This is a genomic window from Planktotalea sp. (assembly GCF_039984035.1).
In the GTDB taxonomy this organism is placed as follows: domain Bacteria; phylum Pseudomonadota; class Alphaproteobacteria; order Rhodobacterales; family Rhodobacteraceae; genus Planktotalea.
The window spans coordinates 1-20967 of sequence record NZ_JBDWVM010000126.1; the positions used below are offsets into that span (position 1 = coordinate 1).

The 20967-nt window shown below is 52.9% G+C and carries 22 protein-coding genes and 1 pseudogene; 14 read left to right on the plus strand and 9 right to left on the minus strand.

Annotated elements, in window-relative coordinates; all coding sequences use genetic code 11:
• From ABJQ89_RS05625 to phoB, 10 genes and pseudogenes are all read left to right on the plus strand, one after another.
• Positions 1–182, plus strand: a pseudogene (locus ABJQ89_RS05625) (gamma carbonic anhydrase family protein); the annotation flags it as partial.
• 72 nt (positions 183–254) lie between these two features.
• Positions 255–1439 (plus strand): aminotransferase class I/II-fold pyridoxal phosphate-dependent enzyme, encoded by a 1185-nt coding sequence (locus ABJQ89_RS05630; RefSeq protein ID WP_348495287.1) that lies wholly within the window; start codon positions 255–257, stop codon positions 1437–1439.
• Positions 1440–2237, plus strand: coding sequence for a histidine kinase dimerization/phospho-acceptor domain-containing protein (locus tag ABJQ89_RS05635; protein ID WP_348495288.1), 798 nt, complete (start codon positions 1440–1442; stop codon positions 2235–2237).
• A 12-nt stretch (positions 2238–2249) separates the two neighbouring features.
• Positions 2250–2486 carry an ATP-binding protein gene (locus tag ABJQ89_RS05640; RefSeq protein ID WP_348495289.1) on the plus strand — a complete coding sequence of 79 codons (237 nt, stop codon included), beginning with the start codon at positions 2250–2252 and terminating at the stop codon, positions 2484–2486.
• Positions 2487–2598: 112 nt separating this feature from the next.
• Positions 2599–3636: a substrate-binding domain-containing protein gene (locus tag ABJQ89_RS05645; protein ID WP_348495290.1), complete on the plus strand. Its 1038-nt coding sequence runs from the start codon at positions 2599–2601 to the stop codon at positions 3634–3636.
• 89 nt (positions 3637–3725) lie between these two features.
• Positions 3726–5189, plus strand: coding sequence for a phosphate ABC transporter permease subunit PstC (pstC, locus tag ABJQ89_RS05650; RefSeq protein ID WP_348495291.1), 1464 nt, complete (start codon positions 3726–3728; stop codon positions 5187–5189).
• Positions 5186–6508 (plus strand): phosphate ABC transporter permease PstA, encoded by a 1323-nt coding sequence (gene pstA / locus ABJQ89_RS05655; RefSeq protein WP_348495292.1) that lies wholly within the window; start codon positions 5186–5188, stop codon positions 6506–6508. The genes pstC and pstA overlap by 4 nt, the downstream gene beginning before the upstream one ends.
• Before the next feature lie 25 nt (positions 6509–6533).
• Positions 6534–7295 (plus strand): phosphate ABC transporter ATP-binding protein PstB, encoded by a 762-nt coding sequence (pstB, locus tag ABJQ89_RS05660; RefSeq protein ID WP_348495293.1) that lies wholly within the window; start codon positions 6534–6536, stop codon positions 7293–7295.
• Between the two features lie 4 nt (positions 7296–7299).
• The gene (phoU, locus tag ABJQ89_RS05665) at positions 7300–8016 is read left to right on the plus strand and encodes a phosphate signaling complex protein PhoU (RefSeq protein WP_348495294.1); all 717 of its coding nucleotides are present in this window, start codon (positions 7300–7302) and stop codon (positions 8014–8016) included.
• A gap of 4 nt (positions 8017–8020) precedes the next feature.
• Positions 8021–8710, plus strand: a complete 690-nt coding sequence (gene phoB, locus ABJQ89_RS05670; RefSeq protein ID WP_348495295.1) for a phosphate regulon transcriptional regulator PhoB — start codon at positions 8021–8023, stop codon at positions 8708–8710.
• A gap of 142 nt (positions 8711–8852) precedes the next feature.
• Here the strand turns inward: phoB and ABJQ89_RS05675 are convergent, their stop codons facing one another.
• Positions 8853–9302, minus strand: coding sequence for a GNAT family N-acetyltransferase (locus ABJQ89_RS05675; protein WP_348495296.1), 450 nt, complete (start codon positions 9300–9302; stop codon positions 8853–8855).
• A 98-nt stretch (positions 9303–9400) separates the two neighbouring features.
• On the opposite strand from ABJQ89_RS05675, the gene ABJQ89_RS05680 reads away from it, so the two are divergent.
• Positions 9401–9790: a hypothetical protein gene (locus ABJQ89_RS05680; RefSeq protein WP_348495297.1), complete on the plus strand. Its 390-nt coding sequence runs from the start codon at positions 9401–9403 to the stop codon at positions 9788–9790.
• Between the two features lie 223 nt (positions 9791–10013).
• On the opposite strand, the gene ABJQ89_RS05685 is transcribed toward ABJQ89_RS05680, so the two are convergent.
• Positions 10014–10931, minus strand: coding sequence for a LysR substrate-binding domain-containing protein (locus ABJQ89_RS05685; protein WP_348495298.1), 918 nt, complete (start codon positions 10929–10931; stop codon positions 10014–10016).
• 97 nt (positions 10932–11028) lie between these two features.
• Here ABJQ89_RS05685 and ABJQ89_RS05690 point away from each other — a divergent pair, with 97 nt between their 5' ends.
• The 3 genes from ABJQ89_RS05690 to ABJQ89_RS05700 all read left to right on the plus strand — a co-directional run bounded on the left by ABJQ89_RS05690 (position 11029) and on the right by ABJQ89_RS05700 (position 13786).
• A complete protein-coding gene (locus tag ABJQ89_RS05690) occupies positions 11029–12249 on the plus strand; it encodes an acyl-CoA dehydrogenase (RefSeq protein ID WP_348495299.1) in 1221 nt (406 codons plus the stop codon).
• A 335-nt stretch (positions 12250–12584) separates the two neighbouring features.
• On the plus strand, positions 12585–13019 hold the full coding sequence (aroQ, locus tag ABJQ89_RS05695) for a type II 3-dehydroquinate dehydratase (RefSeq protein WP_348495300.1): 435 nt from the start codon (positions 12585–12587) through the stop codon (positions 13017–13019).
• Positions 13016–13786 carry a LuxR family transcriptional regulator gene (locus tag ABJQ89_RS05700; protein WP_348495301.1) on the plus strand — a complete coding sequence of 257 codons (771 nt, stop codon included), beginning with the start codon at positions 13016–13018 and terminating at the stop codon, positions 13784–13786. The genes aroQ and ABJQ89_RS05700 overlap by 4 nt, the downstream gene beginning before the upstream one ends.
• Before the next feature lie 446 nt (positions 13787–14232).
• Here ABJQ89_RS05700 and ABJQ89_RS05705 read toward each other — a convergent pair whose 3' ends face one another.
• From ABJQ89_RS05705 to ABJQ89_RS05735, 7 genes are all read right to left on the minus strand, one after another.
• The gene (locus ABJQ89_RS05705; protein ID WP_348495302.1) at positions 14233–15114 is read right to left on the minus strand and encodes an aminoglycoside phosphotransferase family protein; all 882 of its coding nucleotides are present in this window, start codon (positions 15112–15114) and stop codon (positions 14233–14235) included.
• Between the two features lies 1 nt (position 15115).
• A complete protein-coding gene (locus ABJQ89_RS05710) occupies positions 15116–15670 on the minus strand; it encodes a GNAT family N-acetyltransferase (RefSeq protein WP_348495303.1) in 555 nt (184 codons plus the stop codon).
• A 144-nt stretch (positions 15671–15814) separates the two neighbouring features.
• Positions 15815–16690 carry a translation elongation factor Ts gene (gene tsf / locus ABJQ89_RS05715; protein ID WP_348495304.1) on the minus strand — a complete coding sequence of 292 codons (876 nt, stop codon included), beginning with the start codon at positions 16688–16690 and terminating at the stop codon, positions 15815–15817.
• Between the two features lie 66 nt (positions 16691–16756).
• Positions 16757–17542 (minus strand): 30S ribosomal protein S2, encoded by a 786-nt coding sequence (gene rpsB / locus ABJQ89_RS05720; protein WP_348495305.1) that lies wholly within the window; start codon positions 17540–17542, stop codon positions 16757–16759.
• A gap of 151 nt (positions 17543–17693) precedes the next feature.
• On the minus strand, positions 17694–18629 hold the full coding sequence (locus tag ABJQ89_RS05725; RefSeq protein ID WP_348495306.1) for a hypothetical protein: 936 nt from the start codon (positions 18627–18629) through the stop codon (positions 17694–17696).
• 53 nt (positions 18630–18682) lie between these two features.
• Positions 18683–20146 carry a matrixin family metalloprotease gene (locus ABJQ89_RS05730; RefSeq protein WP_348495307.1) on the minus strand — a complete coding sequence of 488 codons (1464 nt, stop codon included), beginning with the start codon at positions 20144–20146 and terminating at the stop codon, positions 18683–18685.
• A 154-nt stretch (positions 20147–20300) separates the two neighbouring features.
• Positions 20301–20967 (minus strand): lipoyl synthase (locus ABJQ89_RS05735; RefSeq protein WP_348495308.1); only part of this gene is annotated, 667 nt, incomplete at its 5' end.

Consider the following 20967-nt stretch of genomic DNA (forward strand, 5'->3'; position numbering starts at 1 on the left):
TGATCGGGGCAGGTGCGTTGATCACGGAAGGTAAGGAAATTCCAGACGGCTCGCTCGTGATGGGTGTGCCGGGCAAAGTGGTGCGCCAATTGGACGACGCTGCGATCAACGGCCTCAAGGCCTCCGCGCTACACTATCAAACGAACATGCGTCGTTTCCGTGCAGAGCTTAAAGAACTGTAAAACAAAAAGAATGCGCGATCTGCGATGCATTTGACAAAAGTTTTACAAAACCACTCCATTGATGGACCCATTATGCGCAATTCTAAAGACACTTTGATCCGCCCAGTGGGCCAACCAGACAGCATCAGTCGGCCCATTGTGACGCCGCTGAGCACTGCCGTGGCCTTTGCGTCAAGCACCCCTGATGAACTCGACGCGCAATACGAAGGGCGCGAAAGCGGTTTTACCTATGCGCGCGAAGGACATCCAAATGCGACCGTCTTAGCGCAGCGCATCGATGCACTTGAGGGTGTGAGCGGCGGCATTGTAACCGGCTCTGGCATGGGCGCTGTCACTGCGGCGCTTATGGGCGTTCTGAGCGCTGGCGATCATATCATTGGCGGCGATCAGCTTTATGGTCGCTCCTTGCGCCTGATGAAAGAAGATCTGCCGCGGTTTGGCGTTGAAACATCCCTAGCTGATCCAACGGATGCGGACGCCTTTGCAAGCGCGATCAAGGACAACACCAAAGCTGTGCTGATCGAAGTCGTCTCCAATCCGACGCTCCGCGTGGCTGATATGGAAGGGATCGCCAAGGTTTGCGCCGAAACCGGCATTTTGCTGATCGTCGACAACACATTCACGACGCCGCGCAGCTATCAACCGTTCCAGCACGGCGCAGACGTTGTGATCCATTCAGTCACTAAGCTGCTTGCAGGACATTCCGATGTCACATTGGGCTATGTGGCGGCCAAAGACGCAGTACTTCAAAAGAAGATCTACGATTTCGCTGTGACGACCGGCATGACGGCCAGCCCGTTTGATTGCTGGCTCGCTGAGCGCGGACTTGCCACCTTTGATCTGCGCTTTGAACGCGCGCAGGCCAACGCTGTGGCGCTGGCGGATCATCTCGCGGGCCTCGAAGGCGTCAAACGCGTGCTTTATCCAATGCGCGACGATCATCCTGATACGATCCGCGCACAGGCGCTGCTACAAGGCCAGGGCTGCAATATGGTCAGTTTTGAAGTCAAGGGTGGTCGCGCTGCTGCCAACGCCCTGGCTCGCGCGGCAGAGGGCATCGCATTTGCGCCCACTTTGGGCGATGTGGGCACGACCCTCAGCCATGCCGCCAGTTCATCGCACCGCGCCCTCACGCCAGAGGCGCGCGCCGCGCTCGGAATGAGCGAAGGCTTCTTCCGTGTCTCCGTCGGTTTGGAAGACAGCGACGCCTTGAACGCTATCTTCACCCAAGCCGTGAAAGCCTCACAGGACGTGTAAATGGGACAGGGTCAAATTGATGGATTGGTTCACGCGCTTCCGCTTCCTGCGGTTTTCATTGCGACGTCAGACCGAATTTACGCCATCAATGATCCTGCAAAAACCATTTTAGGAGAAGGACTTACAGGTCGACACTACATTCATGCGCTAAGGCAACCGACGGTTATCGAAGCTATTGAAGCCTGCAAGAAGAGCCAAGTCGAGCAAACAGCGACCTACTTGGGGACTGAAGGGCGCACCGAAACCAGCTATCAGCTGACATGTGCCTATGTTGCAGGTGACACTAGCGGTGTTTTGGTGACGTTCGAGGATATCACCGACCTTAAGAAAACCGATCAATTGCGCAGCGATTTTGTGGCCAACGTCAGTCACGAGCTGCGCACGCCTTTGACCGCGCTCATGGGGTTTATTGAAACGCTCCAGACAACGGCAAAGGACGATCCCAAAGCGTCCGAGCGCTTTTTAGATATCATGGCGTCTGAAACGTCCCGCATGAACCGTTTGGTCGATGATCTACTGTCCCTGAGCCGCGTCGAAGCGCAAGGGCGCAGCCGCCCAACAGAAACGGTTGATATTGCCGAACTGCTTGGATCGATTGTCCATAGCCTGAGCCCCTTGGCGAAAACCAATGCGGCTGAATTGACGTTAAACCTGTCCTCGGACCAAACTTTGATCCTTGGCGATGGCGATCAACTGCGACAGGTCTTTGTTAATCTCATCGAGAATGCACTCAAGTATGGCGGCGAGGGAGTTGATGTGACCGTTTCCCTGTCAGAGGGCCATTATGAACCACTGTAGCGGTGCAACGGGGTGCGCATTCGGATTCGTGATACCGGTGCGGGCTTTGATCCCGTCCATATCCCGCGTTTGACCGAAAGATTCTATAGAATCGATAGTCACAGAAGCCGCGAAATGGGTGGCACGGGCCTTGGCTTGGCGATCACCAAACATATTATCAACCGTCATCGCGGCCGTTTGCACATCAGCAGCAATATCGGTCAAGGCTCTGAATTTACAGTTATTTTACCGACAGAAGCGGTCTATTAAGCCGCAATAAAAGACAACAAAACGCGCTGTCACATAACTTTTACATTACTGTCACAAAAGCTTGTCTCAAGACCCGTAGCTAGCAGCTATAAATCAAATCAGGAGACAGATGATGTCCTTCGCAAAACTTACAGTATCCGCTCTCGCACTTAGCGCTGTAGCAACCGCCGCAACAGCACGTGACCAAGTTCAGGTTGCTGGTTCTTCCACTGTTCTGCCATACGCCTCTATCGTTGCAGAAGCATTCGGTGAAAACTTCGACTTCCCAACGCCAGTTGTTGAATCCGGTGGCTCTTCCGCAGGTCTTAAGCGTTTCTGTGAAGGTGTTGGCGAAAACACCATCGACATCGCGAACGCATCCCGCAAAATCAAATCCAGCGAAATCGAAGCCTGTGCAGCCGCAGGTGTGACAGACATCGTTGAAGTGCGCATCGGTTATGACGGCATCGTTTTCGCATCCGAAAAAGGCGGCAACGAGTTTGCTTACACACAAACAGACTGGTTCCTTGCGCTGAGCGACGAAATCCTCGTTGACGGCAAAATGGTCGCGAACCCGAACAAAACATGGGCAGACGTGAACGCAAACTTCCCAGCGCAAGCGCTGCAAGCCTTCATCCCAGGAACAAAGCACGGCACACGTGAAGTGTTTGAGGACAAAGTGATCCTTGCGGGCTGTGAAGAAACAGGCGCGTTCGATGCGATCATGGACGCAAACGGCGGCGACAAGAAAGCGGCTGAAAAAGCGTGTATTTCTTTGCGCACAGACGGCGTTTCAGTCGACATCGACGGTGACTACACAGAAACGCTTGCGCGTATCGAAAGCAACAAAGACGGCATCGGCGTCTTCGGTCTGGCGTTCTACGAGAACAACACAGATAAGTTGCAAGTTGCGACAATGGCCGACATCGTTCCATCCACAGAAAGCATCGCGACTGGCGAATACCCTGTCTCCCGTCCGCTCTACTTCTACGTGAAGAAAGCGCACATCGGCGTGATCCCAGGCGTTAAAGAATTCGCTGAATTCTTCGTGGCAGAAGAAATCGCAGGCCCAGACGGCCCATTGGCGGAATACGGTCTGGTTGCAGATCCAGAGCTTGAAGCAACGCAAGAAGCGGTTGCTGACGAAGTTGTTCTGGGCGCAGACAGCTAAAAAACACTTGATCTGGCACAGGCTTTCCCCCAAGCCTGCGCCAGTTTTCACGTCTAGCAAGACACAACGACATTCAGATCGGAGCATCTATGTCCGCCTTCTGGCTCACCACATTTGTGTTGATATTGGCTGCGATCGGCGCCGTCCTAGGGCGCACCCGCGCTGTGGCAAGCGCTGATGGCAATGTGCGGCTTTTGCACTCGCTCCCCAAATACTACGGCGGCTTTGTCGCGCTCCTGACTATGGTCCCGGCTCTTACAGTCTTGGTGATCTGGTTGCTTTCACAACCCAGTTTTATTGAGCGCAGCACCGTCGATTTGATCCCGTCAGAGCTGAAGCCCGATGAGGGTTCTGTGTCCCTCGTGATGAGTGATGTACGCCGTATTTCCGATGGCTTGAACATCGCAGTAGAGCAGGGCGTTCTGACAAACGATCAAGCCAATGCGCCGATGGCGAATGTGCGTGAAACCTTGGGCGGCGTTGGTGTCGCGCTTGGCAATGAAGTGGCGCCAGAGGTTCTGATCGCCGCGCAAAGCTATCGCGCAAGCGATGCCGCCGGCAAATTCTGGCGCATGATCATCGTGCTTGGCCTTGCTGTGGCTTGCTTTGCTTTTGGCCTATTCAAAATCAACCCAGAGTTCCGCGCCCGCAATGCGGTTGAACGCGCCGTTCTGGCGCTGCTGATCACGGCGGCCTCCCTCGCGATCCTCACGACCATCGGCATTGTGCTCTCGATGGTGTTCGAGACGCGCAATTTCCTTGGGCTGCATTCTTGGAAAGACTTCTTCTTCGGCCTCAAATGGGCGCCGAACTTCCGCGGTGATAGTGAGTTATCAATTCTGCCGCTGCTTTGGGGTACGATGTATATCTCTGTCATTGCCCTGTTGGTCTCGGTCCCAATCGGCCTGTTCGCCGCGATCTACCTCAGTGAATATGCGGGCCCCAAAACACGTGGTCTCGCCAAGCCGTTGCTCGAAATTCTCGCGGGTATTCCAACGATTGTTTACGGTCTTTTTGCTTTGCTCACCGTTGGCCCACTGCTCCTGCGCACCTTTGGGCGCGACGGAATGCTCGGCGTCGAATGGATGAGCGGCGCAACAGCCGTACTGACTGCGGGCGTCGTCATGGGCATCATGCTGATCCCTTTCGTTTCCTCGCTCTCTGATGACATCATCAACGCCGTCCCACAAAGCTTGCGTGACGGATCGCTCGGCCTAGGAGCGACCAAGTCCGAAACCATCCGTCAGGTGGTCATTCCAGCCGCTTTGCCGGGTATCGTAGGCGCCATCCTTCTGGCCGCTTCCCGCGCGATTGGCGAGACGATGATCGTGGTGCTTGGGGCAGGGGCGATTGCCAAATTCTCGCTCAACCCACTCGAAGCGATGACAACGATCACCACAAGGATCGTCAGCCAACTTACAGGCGATGGCGACTTCGCCAGCCCTGAAACTCTTGTCGCCTTTGCGCTTGGTCTCACACTCTTTGTGCTAACCTTGGGCCTCAACATCCTCGCGCTCTATATCGTGCGCAAATATCGGGAACAGTACGAATGAGCGATACAACAACATCCTTGCTCACAGTCGATGCGCGCACCAAAAAGCGTAACGCTGCTGAACGCCGGTTCCGCCTCTATGGCCTAAGCGCGATTGGCGCAGGTCTGGCAATGCTCGCGCTTTTGTTGGTGACGATCATTGGCAATGGCACAGGCGCATTTCAGCAAACGTTCATCACATTGAATGTGCCGCTGCTGGAAGAGAAGCTCGATAAAAAGGGAACGCGCGACATTGAGAAGATCAAGAAGGTATCCACCTTCGGCTACACGCCCCTGATCAAACAAGCGATGGAAGATGTGTTGGCCGCCAACGGTCTGGAAAGCGATCTCAAAAGCAAGCAGTTAACGGGTCTTTTGTCCAAAAGCGCGGCTGCCGACATTCGCAACTACGTACTCAACGATCCGAGCCAGATTGGAGAAACAGCTGAGTTTACATTCCTCACCAACTCCCGTGTTGATGGCTATCTCAAGGGCCGTGTAACCCGTGAAAGCATCGCCGATGACAAGAACATCAACGCAGAACAGCTTGATTTGGTGGATGCCCTGGTTGAGGCTGGCGTGATCAAAAAACGCTTCAACCTTGACTTCATCACAGGCGCTGACGCATCCGATGCGCGCCCAGAGGCCGCTGGCATTGGCGTCGCGATGATGGGAAGCTTCTTCATGATGCTGGTGGTTCTCGCGCTGGCTTTGCCAATCGGCGTCGCGGCCTCGATCTACCTCGAAGAATTTGCGCCCAAGAACTGGATTACGGACATCATTGAGGTCAACATCGCCAACCTTGCGGCGGTTCCCTCTATCGTCTTCGGTATCTTGGGCCTCGCGGTCTTCATCAACTACATGCACTTGCCGCAATCTGCGCCGCTTGTCGGTGGTTTGGTTCTAACCCTGATGACACTTCCGACGATCATCATTTCAACGCGCGCCTCACTCAAATCCGTCCCGCCGAGCATCCGTGATGCCGCGCTTGGCGTCGGGGCGTCTAAGATGCAATCGGTGTTCCACCATGTTCTACCACTGGCCGCGCCCGGTATCCTGACAGGCACAATCATCGGCCTTGCGCAGGCATTGGGTGAAACCGCGCCTTTGCTGCTCGTCGGTATGATCGGCTTCATCGCCTCCAACGCGCCTGACAGTGTGGCGAGCGGCTTGCTTGATCCCAACTCTGCCATGCCTGCGCAAATCTACGAATGGGCCAAACGCGCCGACCCTGCGTTTTACGAGCGCGCATGGGGCGGGATCATCATCCTGCTGGTCTTCCTGATTACAATGAACACGATCGCCGTGATCCTGCGCCGCCGCTTTGAGCGCCGCTGGTAGGGCCGAGACAATGAAAGAGACGACGATGACAACGAGCAAAATCTCAGCCAAAGACGTTCAGGTGTATTACGGCGACAACCACGCCATCAAAGACGTGAATGTTGAAATCATGGACAAGACGGTCACCGCCTTTATCGGCCCGTCCGGTTGTGGCAAATCCACTTTCCTGCGCTGCTTGAACCGGATGAACGACACGATTGATATCTGCCGCGTTGAGGGCGACATTCTGATCGATGGCGAAGACATCTATGATCGCCGCGTTGACCCAGTCCAGCTGCGCGCCAAGGTCGGAATGGTGTTTCAAAAGCCCAATCCGTTCCCGAAATCGATCTTTGACAACGTGGCTTATGGCCCACGTATTCACGGGCTGTCCCGCTCCAAAGCGGACCTTGAAGAGATCGTTGAAAAGTCGCTTAAACGCGCGGCGATCTGGGATGAGGTGAAGGATCGTCTCCATGCTCCGGGCACGGGTCTATCTGGTGGTCAGCAACAGCGCCTGTGCATCGCGCGCGCTGTCGCCACAGAGCCCGAAGTTCTACTGATGGATGAGCCATGCTCAGCGCTTGATCCAATCGCGACCGCGCAGGTCGAAGAGCTCATCGACGAGCTGCGCCAAAGCTATGCGGTGGTGATCGTGACCCACTCCATGCAACAGGCGGCGCGTGTGTCTCAGAAAACAGCCTTCTTCCACCTCGGAAGCTTGGTCGAATACGGCGAAACAAACCAGATTTTCACCAAACCCAGCGATCCACGCACGGAAAGCTATATTACTGGACGGATTGGATAATCTCATGAGTAATCAACATATTTCCTCCGCCTTTGATCGCGATCTCGAAGCGATCCAAGCGCAGATCATGCAAATGGGTGGCATGGTTGAAGCCGCGATCCTGAACGCTGCAAAATCGCTCGAAACACGCGACACAGAACTCGCTGACAAGGTGCGCGCGGGCGACAAAGACATTGATAAATTGGAAGAGCAAATCAACGAGGCTGCTGCCCGCTTGATCGCTCTGCGCTCACCCACCGCGATCGATTTGCGCCTTGTCCTCTCGGTTATCAAGATCAGCGCCGCGCTGGAACGCATCGGCGATTACGCAAAGAACATGGCTAAACGGACATCCGTTCTGGCCCAGTTGCCAGAGGTATCAGGTTCGCAATCCTCGCTACGTCGCATGGCGCGCGAAGTGCAAGTCATGCTGAAAGATGTGCTGGATTCCTATATCCAACGGGACGCAGATCTCGCCATCAATGTGATCATGCGCGATGCGGATGTGGATCAAATGTATAACGCTTTGTTCCGTGAATTCCTGACGTTCATGATGGAAGATCCGACAAACATCACACCTTGTATGCACCTGCATTTCATCGCGAAAAACACCGAACGCATGGGCGATCTGGTGACAAATATCGCGGAGCAGGTCGTCTATCTCGTGACCGGCGAAGCACCGGAAGAGGACCGCATCAAGAGCGATATCTCTTCGACAGATTTGGCGGCGTCTAAGGTTTAAGATCATGAGCGCTACGCAACCTTGCAGCTTGCTGATTGAAGACGAACCCGCACAGCGCGAGGTGCTGTCCTACAATCTGGAATCAGAAAGCTACCGTGTGCTGCAAGCAGGCAGCGGCGACGAAGGATTGCTCATCGCGCGCGAAGAAATCCCTGATCTCATCGTGCTCGACTGGATGCTGCCAGGTGTCTCTGGCATTGAAGTCTGCCGTCAGATCAAGTCGCGTAACGAGACGAAAGATATCCCTGTGATCATGCTTTCTGCGCGCTCTGAGGAGGTCGACAAGGTACGCGGCCTTGAGACAGGCGCGGATGATTATGTGGTCAAACCCTATTCCGTCAAAGAGATGCTGGCGCGCGTGCGCACGCAGCTCCGCCGCACCCGCGCGGCAGCGGTCGGGGAGCAACTGGTGTTTGAAGACATCATTTTGGACGGCGAAACCCACAAAGTTACACGCTCTGGCGCTGAAATTAAACTTGGCCCGACGGAGTTCCGTTTGTTGAGCCATTTCATGGAAAAACCAGGCCGCGTCTGGCCGCGCGAGCAGCTCTTGGACCGCGTTTGGGGCAGGGACACCTATGTGGACACCCGCACCGTCGATGTGCATGTGGGCCGCTTGCGCAAAGCCTTGGCCAAACAGGGGGGCGAAGACCCCATCCGCACCGTGCGCGGCGCTGGATATGCATTGGGGTAGGTGTTGAAGGTCGGAGTGTTTTAACTTCAATTGTCAAGCTGACCCAATTCCATAAAGAGCGGTTTAGTGGACCTTCGAACAGATTGTAGCGCAGGTCGGATTTGAACCCGACACTGCCTAATCGTTGAAAACGTTTCACCTTCTATTTCTTTAATAACGTGTACCTTTCGGGATCTTCTTTCTCTACCGAAAACCCTTCTCGAAGATAAAACTTCAGAGCTGGATTTGTTGTCAAAACGCTGAGTCTGAGCGGTAGATCGTCGGGGCGAGCGTCATCGATCTGCCTGAGTACATCCGCACCAAACCCACGATTTTGAAAGTCTGGGCTGATATACAATTTGTCAATTTGCACGTAGTTCTCAAAGCGAGTTGTTGCAACACAACCAATAGCTTGGCTGTTCAGCTCTATAATTTGGTGCCCTGCAATATCGACAGTTTTCACTGTTGTCGAACGCAACCACTTACCCCAAAGAGCTATTGCGTATTCTTTCATGCAAACTTCTTCCACCCACAAGACAAATCTCCTATCAGGATCGGCGGCTTCTCTAAGGCGCAGGCCATTATTGCTCGCTTTTTCGTACTTTGGCGTCATTGATGTACTGCTAGTGAATGTTAAGTTAAGGGCTATCTTCAAGAGGCAACAAAGTCCGCATAGCGCACATCGATACATATTCACAAAGGAGGCTGGTCATGGATAGTCTAGAAATTCTAGGTTTTGTTTTCGATAGAAAAGCCGAGATGAACGTTTACTGGAATTTTTTCCTCGTGGTTTCAACAGCGATTATTGCAACGTTAGCGACAGGAAAAGAGTTCACGGACAGTTGGGCCTTAAAGGCTGTTCTAACTGTGGCATTCGCAATGTTTGTTGTCTCGAACATTTTTCCTATGCTGTCGATAATTGACCAGAGAGACGCCCTATTAGATTTGCTTGGGGAAAACTCGGAATTGTCTGTTGCCCTTATTGAAAGTCTTACGTGGTTGGATCGATGTAAGCTGATTGTGTTTCATTTGAGCGCTGACGTCTTGGTGGTACTCGGCATTTGGGTAGTGCCGTGGTCGCGAATTCGAGAGAAAGGTTAATTCGAAGAAACCAATTATTAGAAATCCGTATTGCGTTGCCAACCGAAGACTGGCTTGCTGTCTCAACGTGCGCCGCACTTAGAAGCTTCAATGTCGAGTTTGTCTGCGCAACAGACCTTGGCCGAAGGTATTATATTGGCAAGTGCAGGTTAAGAACGGTTGTTGAGCTTTCCGTAATAACGCCGCACCCAACACGAAACAGGGCGTTCCACAGTAACCCAATTTAGCGCGGCAATCCGTCTTCATCCTCGCTTTGCGTGGCGATCCAATCGCGAAATACTTGCAATGCGGCATTCGTGCCGCTGTCTTTCGGCCAAACCAGATAATATGCGCCCATTGAGCGCGTTGGCCCGTCATAGGCGGTCACGAGGCGGCCTGCCGCAAGCTCTTGCTCGGCGATGAAGTCGGGCAGGAGGGCGACGCCAAGCCCGTGGATCGCGGCTTGGGTGATCGTTGAGAACTGATCGAAACGCGTACCAGCGGTTTTAGGAGGCGGTGCACCGTGGGCCTCGAGCCAGGACCGCCATGCATCTGGGCGGGTTTGAATGTGGAGCAAAGGCAGGGCGCTAAGATCAGCCGCGCCTGTCATCGCGCGCCCGTTTTGAAAATTAGGACTGCAGACAGGGATCAACGTCTCCTCACGCAGCAACAGACTGTGACACCCGTCCCAATCACCCGCACCATATTGGATCGCCGCATCAAAGGGTTCGCTTTGAAAGGCGACGGGCGTCAAACGGGTGGACAGGTTCACCGTCACATCCGGATGCAGCGTCGCAAAATGGGCCAAGCGGGGCACCAGCCAGCGCATACCAAAGCTCGGCAAGATCGCGAGGCTCAACCCGCCAGCGCCCGGATGCAGATGCAAATGCATCGACGCGCGGGTGATTTGCTCAAGAGCCGCGCGAATGTCTTTAACGTATCGCTCACCCGCCTTATTCAGACGCACACGGCGCTTTTCACGGATAAACAGCTCGATCCCGAGTTGATCTTCAAGGACTTGCAGCTGTCGACTGACCGCGCTTTGGGTCAGGGCGAGTTCATCCGCAGCCGCCGTGGCCGTGCCAAGCCGATCAATCGCTTCAAGCGCCCGTAAGGAGGCCAAAGACGGGAGATACCGACGGGATGGGGATGCAGATAGCATATTCTAAAAACTCATGAAGTTACGACCTAGACTTGTTAGCTTTAAACACATCAATCGTCTATGTTTGTCGCAATCCATCGATACAATGAGGTCCAAAATGTCCGACAAACCTGCTCTTCGCGCCAAAGATCAACCTGATTTGAGCAGTTTTCAATGGGATGATCCGTTTCGTTTGAACGATCAACTTACAGAAGATGAGCGCATGATTGCTGATAGCGCACGCGCGTATGCTCAGGAAAAGCTGCAACCGCGCGTTTTGGAAGCGTTTCAGGACGAGAAAACCGACGCGGGTATCTTCCGTGAAATGGGTGACATGGGCCTGCTTGGCACCACAATCCCAGAAGAATACGGCGGTATCGGCGCAGGCTATGTGAGCTACGGCTTGGCCGCGCGTGAAGTGGAACGCGTGGACAGCGGCTATCGCTCTATGATGTCCGTTCAATCCTCCTTGGTGATGTATCCGATCTATGCTTATGGATCTGAAGAGCAACGCAAGAAATACCTGCCAAAGCTCGCGTCAGGCGAATGGATCGGCTGCTTTGGCCTGACTGAACCTGATGCTGGCTCTGATCCTGCCGGCATGAAAACACGCGCCGAGAAAACGGCGAATGGCTATAAAATCACCGGTTCCAAGATGTGGATTTCCAACAGTCCGATTGCCGACGTCTTTGTCGTTTGGGCAAAGTCCGAAGAGCATGGCGGCAAGATCCGTGGTTTCGTGCTTGAGAAAGGCATGAAAGGTCTAAGCGCGCCGAAGGTTGGCAACAAGCTGAGCCTCAGAGCTTCCATCACAGGTGAAATCGTCATGGACAGCGTTGAGGTCGGCGAGGATGCGTTGCTGCCGCATGTCCAAGGCCTCAAAGGCCCGTTCGGTTGTTTGAACCGTGCGCGCTATGGCATCAGCTGGGGCGCGATGGGCGCGGCGGAATTCTGCTGGCATGCGTCGCGTCAATATGGGCTGGATCGCAAACAGTTCGGCAAGCCTTTAGCGCAAACGCAGCTGTTCCAGAAAAAGCTGGCAGATATGCAGACTGAGATCGCGCTGGGGCTGCAAGCCAGCTTGCAAGTGGGCCGTTTGATGGATCAGGCAAATGCGGCGCCTGAAATGATCTCGATCGTGAAACGCAACAACTGCGGTAAAGCGCTCGACGTGGCGCGTATGTCGCGCGACATGCACGGGGGCAACGGCATCTCAGCCGAGTTCCACGTCATCCGCCACATGGTCAACTTGGAAACCGTAAACACCTATGAAGGAACGCACGATGTTCATGCGTTGATCCTTGGTCGGGCTCAAACGGGTCTTCAAGCATTCTTTTGATTTGCAGGCGGCCCAATAGGGCCGCCAACCCAAACGTTCAGCGCACATTAACAACAATCAGCATTCCTTTGTTTTAAAAGCGTAAAGTTAGATCATAGGGCGCGTACTAACTCAACATGCGTATTACGCATAATCGGTATTATGTAACTTTATCATTTAGCCATGAGCAACCTAAGTGATGCGCGCACCTGTTAAACGCCACATCGCAAAACCACAGTGAAAAACACGTCAAAACTCCAAAAATCGTATTACGTTAAGACGTTTAGGCAATTCGCTACTGGACATGTCTCACCTTGATGGGCGAAACTAAGCGCCTATCATAGGCGATCTCATTCATGCGTGTACTTATACTAAATGGACCCAACCTAAACTTGCTCGGCACACGCCAGCCAGAGGTCTACGGCAGTACAACTCTCAGCGATATCGAAGCCATGTGCCGCGCACATGCGCCAAACGCTGACATCACGTTCGAGCAATCGAACCATGAAGGTGTGATGATTGATACGATCCACAGCGCGAAAGCGACACAAGATGGGATCATTCTGAACGCTGGCGCTTATACCCACACATCTGTCGCGCTTCATGATGCGCTGGCCTCTGTTGAACTGCCCTGCGTTGAAGTTCACCTCAGCAACATTCATGCACGCGAAGCCTTTCGCCATCATTCCTACATTGCACCTGTCGCCCTTGGACAGATCGCCGGTTTTGGCGCGCAAAGCTACACGCTCGCGCTGGACGCTCTGCAATCGCATGTGAAGGCAACAACATGAGCAGTTTGAGAGAATATCTGGAAAAGCTGACATCCGCGCCGACGGCCGAAGCTTTGTGGAAATTGCATTGCGAGAAAATGGCCGAGTTCGGGTTTGATCGCATTATCTATGGTTTCACTCATTTCATGTCCGAACATTCGATGGGTGATCCAGAAGATTTCGTTCTGCTGACAAACCAAGACCCGGACTACATGAAGGAATTCATGGGCAAGCAGCTCTACCGCAAAGCGCCAATGGTGCGTTGGGCACTGAACAATGTCGGTGCGCGCAGCTGGGGTCACATTGGCGAGGAAATGGCGCGTGGCACGCTGACAGACGCGGAAAAGCAGGTTTTGGAAATGAACCATGCCTTTGGCGTCGTGGCCGGGTATTCGATTAGCTTCAAAGCGATCACCTCCCGCTCCAAAGGCGCGATTGCGCTGACGGCACGCAAAGGAATGACCCAAGCGGATGCAGATGCGGTTTGGGAAGAACATGGTGACGACATCATTTTGATGAACAACGTCGCGCATTTGAAAATCGTCACCCTACCCCATCAAAGCAATGGCCGCTCCTTAACCAGTCGCCAACGCGAAGCTTTGGAATGGGTTGGCGATGGGAAAACGACCCAAGACATTGCTATGTTGATGGGCTTGCGAGCGGCCACAGTGGAAAAACACTTGCGCCTTGCGCGTGAAGTGTTGAGTGTGGAAACGACTGCACAGGCGGTGTTAAAAGCGTCCTTCCAGAATCAAATGTTCATTGTTGACGGCATAGGCAGTGCCTAAACTTTAATCACTGCGCACTAAGCCTGAATCGATTTTCTTCAGTTTTTGTTAAATAAGTCCACAAAACACCTGTTTTGACGTCAAAACCCACCGGTAGCTCGTTAATTTTGCGTTAATCGCTAGATGGTATGGAATACTTTACTTTTGGTCAGCCTCGCTTTGACGCATAAATAACGTGTTCCGTGAGTGGTGGCTTTAGCCTAGGAACTTAAAGAAAGTTACCCTTGTGATTACAAGGCTCTACCTTTCTATGCTGGAGAAATCCAGCTGTCGGTTAAGGCGGTGTATTGTCCGCCGTCTGACCGGCGACCCCATATTGTTGGCCTACCTCATCCCCAATGTTCGGGCTGGCGATAGATTAATGGCGGCGCATCCTGATTTTAGGATGCGTCGTCTTTTTTTGTGTGGCTTACTCGCAAAGGTGACTTTCGAAATTGCGAGCCGTCTTACAGCACGTTCAAAATATGACGCGCAAGCTGCAGCCGATGTCTCGGATCGTCACCATCTTGCAAGGCCCAAGCCGCAGAAATGTTGGCATGAACGAACCCCCACTTCAGAATCCGGCTTTGGCAAAGATCCAACTCTTTTGAGAAAAACTGCGCGAGGTGCAAAGGTCGGTCGCGATCTAGAAAAAGGTCAGGTTGCCCAATCGGATTGCCAAAAATGTTCGAAACGTCATAGGCGCGATCCCCCCAAACCCCTTGCGGATCAATGCACACCCATGTGGGTCTACCGCCACGGTTGGTTTGCAGAATATTGCCGTGGTGCAGATCGCCATGAAGCAGCAATGCGTCTGAAGTGCTCGACAGTAGGGCCTGGCTGATCTCCTCCGCGCGCTTGAACAACCCACGTGTCTCGACGTCCGCGGCCAGCGACGCAACCTCCGTCAACACCGCGCATCGCTGTTCCAATGTCGGTAGCGCGTCAGGGGGATCACCTTGGTTTCGATGCAAAGCACGAACCACTTCGCCAATAATTGGCAGCGCGGCGGCATCCCCTGCCCCCGTTTCGGCTGCGAATGTATCAAGCTGACCACCAGCGCAATGCTCCATCAACAGCGCTGTTTCCGAAGCTTCATAAACCTCAACAGCTCCATTGCCAGAGAACGCGCGCAGCGTCGAAGCCGCCAAGCTTTCTTCGCGCTGTCCGATATCAGACAAACATTTGAGAACCGCAAAACTGCCATCGACGCGCGTCACCCGTAGGATCGCGCCCATATTCGTCACTGTAATAAGCATCGGATCGGTGAGCGACCAGCTTTTTAAACATTGCGAAATCGAAGGAGCGAGCTCGAGGTGTTCCCAAGTGTTAATAGTTTTCTCTGTCATTCTACGACAGAGAAATTCTGAAAAGGCAGGTCTCGTGCCCGCCTAGTGCAGGCTCAGCAATATATGTCTTCAGCAAGACACCATCAGCCTTTTCAATCACACGAATGGAGGCCGGATTTTCGGGACTTGCCGTGATTTCCACATATCTTAACCCTTGAGCCTTGGCCTCTGGAAGGATCGCTTTCAGTGCTGCAGTGGCCAAGCCTTCCCCGCGCCTTGCAGTTAGAACACTATAGCCAATATGCCCAGAGCATGTGACTGGAAGCGCTTCTGTGCCCTTTTGCCACCTTAGGCTAATGTGGCCACAAAAACCTCGATCCCAAATCCACCGTCGAATGCTTGGTAAACGTTCAACCTGCGATCCGTCAGGCAATATCACTGGACCCGCTTTGGCGAGAGGATCATCCAAAGAAGACACAAAAGCATGTGGGTCCGCTTCGATCTTAATAAGCTGTTCTTGTGCGGCTTCTGCTCTCAAATTGTCGGGGGACCACCCTTGTTTTAGGGCATCGATGTACTCGGGGAGCAGATCAAGTTGTGGCTTAAGGAGTTCCATTGTGAGCCTTAACAATTGAATTTGTTTGGAATGCTCACCTTTAGCGACACATTTAGCAAGTCCGTATCGCAAGTCTCTAAAACACAAAAAAAGCGCCGCATGAAAACATGCGACGCTCCTTAGTACTTAGAAGGATGAAAGGCCTTAGCCCTTCATTGTTTTCGCAACTTCTGCTGCGAAATCTTCTTCTACTTTTTCGATGCCTTCGCCAACTTCGAGGCGTGCAAAACCTGTGACTTCAACGCCTGCTTCTTTGGCTGCTTCCGCAACCGTCAGATCAGGGTTAACAACGAATGCTTGACCCAAAAGCGTGCTCTCCGCGAGCCACTTTTTCATACGGCCAACGATCATCTTTTCAATCACTTGCTCAGGCTTGCCGGACTCGCGTGCGATGTCCATCTGAACGTTCTTTTCTTTTTCAACAACTGCTGGGTCGAGGTCAGCCTCGGACAGAGCTGCCGGGTTTGCCGCCGCGATGTGCATCGCAACCTGCTTACCGAACGCTTCATTGTCGCCAGAAAGCGCAACCAGAACACCGATTTTGCCCATGCCAGCTGTCGCCGCGTTGTGAACGTAAGACACAACAGTTGTGCCTTCGACAACGGACATACGACGCAGGGACATGTTCTCGCCGATTGTCGCGATTTTGTCTGTCAGGACTTCAGAAACAGGCTTGCCGCCCATGTCTGCTGCCGCAAGACCTGCAACGTCGGATACGCCCAAAGCAACAGTCGCGATACCGCCAACCATTTCTTGGAATTCTGCGTTTTTGCCGACAAAGTCAGTTTCAGAGTTCACTTCAACCGCAACACCTTTGCCGCCGTTAACCGCAACTGCAACAAGACCTTCAGCCGCTGTACGACCCGATTTCTTTGCCGCTTTCGCGAGGCCCTTGGTGCGCAGCCAATCGATTGCTGCTTCCATGTCGCCGTTTGTCTCTGTGAGCGCCTTTTTGGCGTCCATCATGCCTGCGCCGGATGTGTCGCGCAGTTCTTTCACCATGGCTGCTGTGATTGCCATTTGGAATCTCCTTAAAATACGGATTAACGAGGGCGGGCTACCCTGCCCTCGTAAAAGATGCGTGACTTAGCTTGCTGCTGGAGCGTCTGCTGCTGCTTCTTCTGCAACAACTTCTTCAACAGGTGCTTCTTCCATCGCGCCAAGATCAACGCCGGCTGCGCCAAGCTGAGCGGACATGCCGTCAAGCGCTGCGCGTGCTGCGAGATCACAGTAAAGAGCGATTGCGCGTGCCGCATCGTCGTTACCTGGAATGATGTAGTCGATGCCGTCTGGGGAGCAGTTCGTATCAACGATCGCAACAACAGGGATACCCAGTTTGTTTGCTTCCGCGATTGCGAGTGCTTCTTTTTTCACGTCGATGACGAAGATAAGATCAGGTGTGCCACCCATCTCGCGGATACCGCCGAGAGAGGCTTGAAGCTTCGCTTGATCGCGCTCCATGCCGAGGCGTTCTTTCTTTGTCAGACCTTCAAAGCCTGTTTCGAACTTCTCATCGATGGACTTCAAACGGTTGATAGACTGAGAAACTGTTTTCCAGTTTGTCAGCGTGCCGCCGAGCCAACGGTGGTTCATGTAATACTGTGCACACTGCTCAGCTGCGTTCGCGATTGGTGTCGCCGCTTGACGCTTTGTACCAACGAACAGAACACGGCCGCCTTTAGCAACGGTGTCACGGATCGCGTTCAACGCTGCGTCGAGCATTGGAACGGTTTGTGTCAGGTCCATGATGTGGATGCCATTACGTGAGCCGTAGATGAACGGGCCCATACGTGGGTTCCAACGCTGTGTTTGGTGGCCGAAGTGTACGCCTGCTTCAAGCAGTTGGCGCATGGTGAACTCTGGAAGAGCCATGTCGTTTTCCTTTTCCGGTTTCGCCTCGGTGGGGGCATGAACGGATGTTCAAACCGGCGGACATTTGAGGATTTCTCCCCCAAAGGCCCAACCCCACCTGCGGGATTTAATAGCGCGCTCTTAAACCGACGCGCCGGTATTGGCAAGCAGTTTAACGCGATGCATTCAAACGTAGGATCGCTTCTCCGTTTGCACCATCGTCAATACGCGCAATTGCGCTTGTTTCATCGTAGGTTGCGCCGCCAAACAAGCCACGCGCCGTTACGGTCTGATTTCCTGAATTCAGGTCAGCCGCGCCAACAAAACCGGTCACGCGCCCTGTAGAGGTGCCGTTTGAAGCATATTCATTGCCATTGATTGCAAGGTTGGTAATTCTGATCTGACCGGCATCATTGTATGCACGACCGCCGATTTCACCGTCAGGATTGCTCATTGTAATAGCAACGGTGCCACCGGCGAAATTCGCTGTGACAGAGGCATCCATCGTACCGTTGAAAGCCTGCCCAGACGGACCATCGACATACACCACATCGCCCGTGCCGCTATAAGCTGCGCCGCCGCCCATTGGAATCACCGCTGGATCCGTTGGTGACGTCACAGTCAAAGCGTCTCCGCCTGAGAGGATATTACCTGTATAAGCAGTGCCATTGCTGGCGACGTTATAGGAATTGCCGCCGGTCGTGACTTGCTCGGTTGTATTGTTATAAACGCCTGCTTGAGACCCAATCGTGCCCGTGGAGCTGTCAAAGGTAAGAATCTGAACGGCGCTTATCGTCGAAACGCCTGTTAGACCTGTTGGTGTTGCCGCGCCTGGATTTCCGATCGTTGTATTCGGTGCGCTTACGCCGCCAGCAGATGTCGGGAAGAGTGAATTTTGAAAACCGACTTGTGCAACCGTGCCTGTTCCGGTCGCGCGCGTGACGTTATCCCCCTCGTTTTCCACAAAGCCAGAACTCGTGGTCTCAGGCGGATCTTCAGGTTCCATATTGCCGTCTACTGTCTCACTGCCGCAGGCAGCAAGAGTAAGCAAACCAATCAAAACGAGGGACTGTGACCGCAATTTCACTCTATCGGCAGAAACAAACATTTAGGAACTCACTTTGCTGGGTAGCACTTTGAAAAAGTCGAAAGGCGATTACGTCAAATAAACTCAAAAACGTCTGAGAAATTGGCATTCAGTAACTCTGCCTCGGTCACATCAATCAGCAAAATATGTAGATTGAAGTAATCAAAAAGCACACCGTCTGCTTTATCGCTCAGATAAGTCGATAAGTTGTTTTCAATTCGGTTTTCGCCATAAGTGCTGACGCCAGAAATTTCGATTTTATCGACACCAACCTCGAAATCCCGAGTAGCTTGGCCAATCAGATCATCGATTGTCGTTCGATCCGAACTGATTGCATTGTAAAGTTGATTTTCATCCAATCGCCCGATCACATCGGGACCCAGATTAACCCCTTCGAAGGTTCGACTGTCATTATAATCGAAACGGAAGACGTCACTGTCCCCGCCCCCTTGAAGGAAGTCACTCCCATGACCGCCGACTAACGTGTCATTGCCAGAAATAAACTGGGAACTGCGATCGCCAATAAGGACGTCATTGCCAAACCCGCCGTCGGCATAGTCATCACCAAACCCACCAGAATAATAATCATCAATCGTCAAGTCGGTATTGCTAAAGGTACCGGCCTCTAGAATGCCGCCTAGATCTACAAAAGTGTTCTCGCCATGGCTCGTAATGACGGTGTCACTGCCATAGCCCCCGTCCACCGAGACATCACTCACACCGACAATGAAATCATCTCCGTCCCAGCCATAGAGCGTATCCGCGCCGCCATTTCCAAAGAGAAAATCAGACAGTTCGGTGCCATGCATTTGCTCAGTTGCCGCGGTGCCAACTTGCTTAACAATCATCAAATCTGGGTTAAAACTTGTCTCAAACCCCTGTGATCCATAGAGAAATTGGATCGCTTCGATATCAGCATCGCCCAGTTCCGTCGGATTTTCGCCAAGGGTGTAGGATAGAACGCTCGTGTCGGTATTGTCGTGGTCCTCGTCGATGACGTGATCACCCTCAAAGGTATGTTCAAGCCCAAGGGCATGGCCGATTTCGTGCAGTAGCACTGTAAAAGACACTTGATCCGGATCAAGCAGAGGCGCAGAGCGTCCGCCATAAAGGTTCGCGTTTAAATAAACGTCCCCCATATAACCGTAATGGCCAAAATCGCTATCGCCTGTGTACAACAGCCGGTCCCCGTCAGAATTCGTAAACGGATAAGGCAGATAGGCGAAACCAGCAGCGATAAAATCGCCGAAGTCCATCGCACTTTCGCTGACCATGTTAAAGCCAATTTGACCACCTTCATCCAATTCAAGAAAGGTCAGCCCGCTGACTTCTTCCCAAGCATCTAGGGCGGTCCGAATGTTGGCTTCATGCCGATCGTTGAAAGCAGTAAAAGTCGCTGGCGTAAACGTGTCATATTCAGGACGTCTATCGTTAAATGAATAGGTCACGACCATGGGAACGCCGGTCATTAAAGCGGTGTTCCACCGGGACAATTCATCTTCAGTCAAAATACTTTGCGCGTCATCTGAAATCGGCATACTCGTACTCACTTTACCAATAATTACGTTCGATAGAGCCGTGTTAAGAGCGCCTACGATTTGAATAACTTACAAAAGACCAAAGTAATTATAGATAGTCAATATAACCGCAATGCGATTTCGCCCTTTAGACATTACAATTTGCAGTAGTGCGCTATTGAACCTGCAATTTCGCCTCTCGCGCAGCACGCAAACGGGCAAAGTCATCGCCAGCGTGGTAAGATGAACGCGTCAATGGCGTTGCAGATACCATCAAAAAGCCTTTGCCCCACGCTGCTTTTTCATAGGTTTTGAACTCTTCAGGATCGACAAAGCGATCAACCGCATGGTGTTTCGGCGTGGGCTGCAAATATTGTCCGATTGTGATGAAATCGATATCAGCCGCGCGCATATCTTCCATGACTTGAACGACAGACTGCTTGTCTTCGCCAAGACCCACCATAATGCCGGATTTGGTAAAGATGCTTGGGTCCAGTTCTTTCACGCGCTGCAAAAGGCGCAAGGAATGGAAATAGCGCGCACCCGGGCGCACTTCAGGATAAAGGCCAGGCACTGTTTCAAGGTTGTGGTTAAAGACGTCTGGACGCGCGTCTACAACAACTTCCAAAGCACTGTCATCACAGCGAATGAAATCAGGTGTCAGAATTTCGATTGTAGTATCAGGGCTGCGGTGACGCACCGCGCGGATGGTTTGCGCGAAATGCTCCGCGCCGCCATCTTCGATATCATCGCGATCAACAGAGGTAATCACAACATGCTTCAGACCAAGCTTGGACACTGCATCCGCCACGCGGCCCGGTTCGAACACATCCAGTGCTTCA

Coding starts and splice junctions, on each gene's coding strand:
- ABJQ89_RS05700 (WP_348495301.1), top strand. CDS start 13,016: ATGAGCAGTTTGAGAGAATATCTGGAAAAGCTGACATCCGCGCCGACG.
- pstC (WP_348495291.1), top strand. CDS start 3,726: ATGTCCGCCTTCTGGCTCACCACATTTGTGTTGATATTGGCTGCGATC.
- ABJQ89_RS05710 (WP_348495303.1), bottom strand. CDS start 15,670: ATGGAACTCCTTAAGCCACAACTTGATCTGCTCCCCGAGTACATCGAT.
- ABJQ89_RS05730 (WP_348495307.1), bottom strand. CDS start 20,146: ATGCCGATTTCAGATGACGCGCAAAGTATTTTGACTGAAGATGAATTG.
- ABJQ89_RS05725 (WP_348495306.1), bottom strand. CDS start 18,629: ATGTTTGTTTCTGCCGATAGAGTGAAATTGCGGTCACAGTCCCTCGTT.
- ABJQ89_RS05675 (WP_348495296.1), bottom strand. CDS start 9,302: ATGACGCCAAAGTACGAAAAAGCGAGCAATAATGGCCTGCGCCTTAGA.
- ABJQ89_RS05680 (WP_348495297.1), top strand. CDS start 9,401: ATGGATAGTCTAGAAATTCTAGGTTTTGTTTTCGATAGAAAAGCCGAG.
- ABJQ89_RS05635 (WP_348495288.1), top strand. CDS start 1,440: ATGGGACAGGGTCAAATTGATGGATTGGTTCACGCGCTTCCGCTTCCT.
- ABJQ89_RS05690 (WP_348495299.1), top strand. CDS start 11,029: ATGTCCGACAAACCTGCTCTTCGCGCCAAAGATCAACCTGATTTGAGC.
- rpsB (WP_348495305.1), bottom strand. CDS start 17,542: ATGGCTCTTCCAGAGTTCACCATGCGCCAACTGCTTGAAGCAGGCGTA.
- tsf (WP_348495304.1), bottom strand. CDS start 16,690: ATGGCAATCACAGCAGCCATGGTGAAAGAACTGCGCGACACATCCGGC.
- phoB (WP_348495295.1), top strand. CDS start 8,021: ATGAGCGCTACGCAACCTTGCAGCTTGCTGATTGAAGACGAACCCGCA.
- ABJQ89_RS05685 (WP_348495298.1), bottom strand. CDS start 10,931: ATGCTATCTGCATCCCCATCCCGTCGGTATCTCCCGTCTTTGGCCTCC.
- ABJQ89_RS05630 (WP_348495287.1), top strand. CDS start 255: ATGCGCAATTCTAAAGACACTTTGATCCGCCCAGTGGGCCAACCAGAC.
- pstB (WP_348495293.1), top strand. CDS start 6,534: ATGACAACGAGCAAAATCTCAGCCAAAGACGTTCAGGTGTATTACGGC.
- aroQ (WP_348495300.1), top strand. CDS start 12,585: ATGCGTGTACTTATACTAAATGGACCCAACCTAAACTTGCTCGGCACA.
- ABJQ89_RS05705 (WP_348495302.1), bottom strand. CDS start 15,114: ATGACAGAGAAAACTATTAACACTTGGGAACACCTCGAGCTCGCTCCT.
- phoU (WP_348495294.1), top strand. CDS start 7,300: ATGAGTAATCAACATATTTCCTCCGCCTTTGATCGCGATCTCGAAGCG.
- ABJQ89_RS05645 (WP_348495290.1), top strand. CDS start 2,599: ATGTCCTTCGCAAAACTTACAGTATCCGCTCTCGCACTTAGCGCTGTA.
- pstA (WP_348495292.1), top strand. CDS start 5,186: ATGAGCGATACAACAACATCCTTGCTCACAGTCGATGCGCGCACCAAA.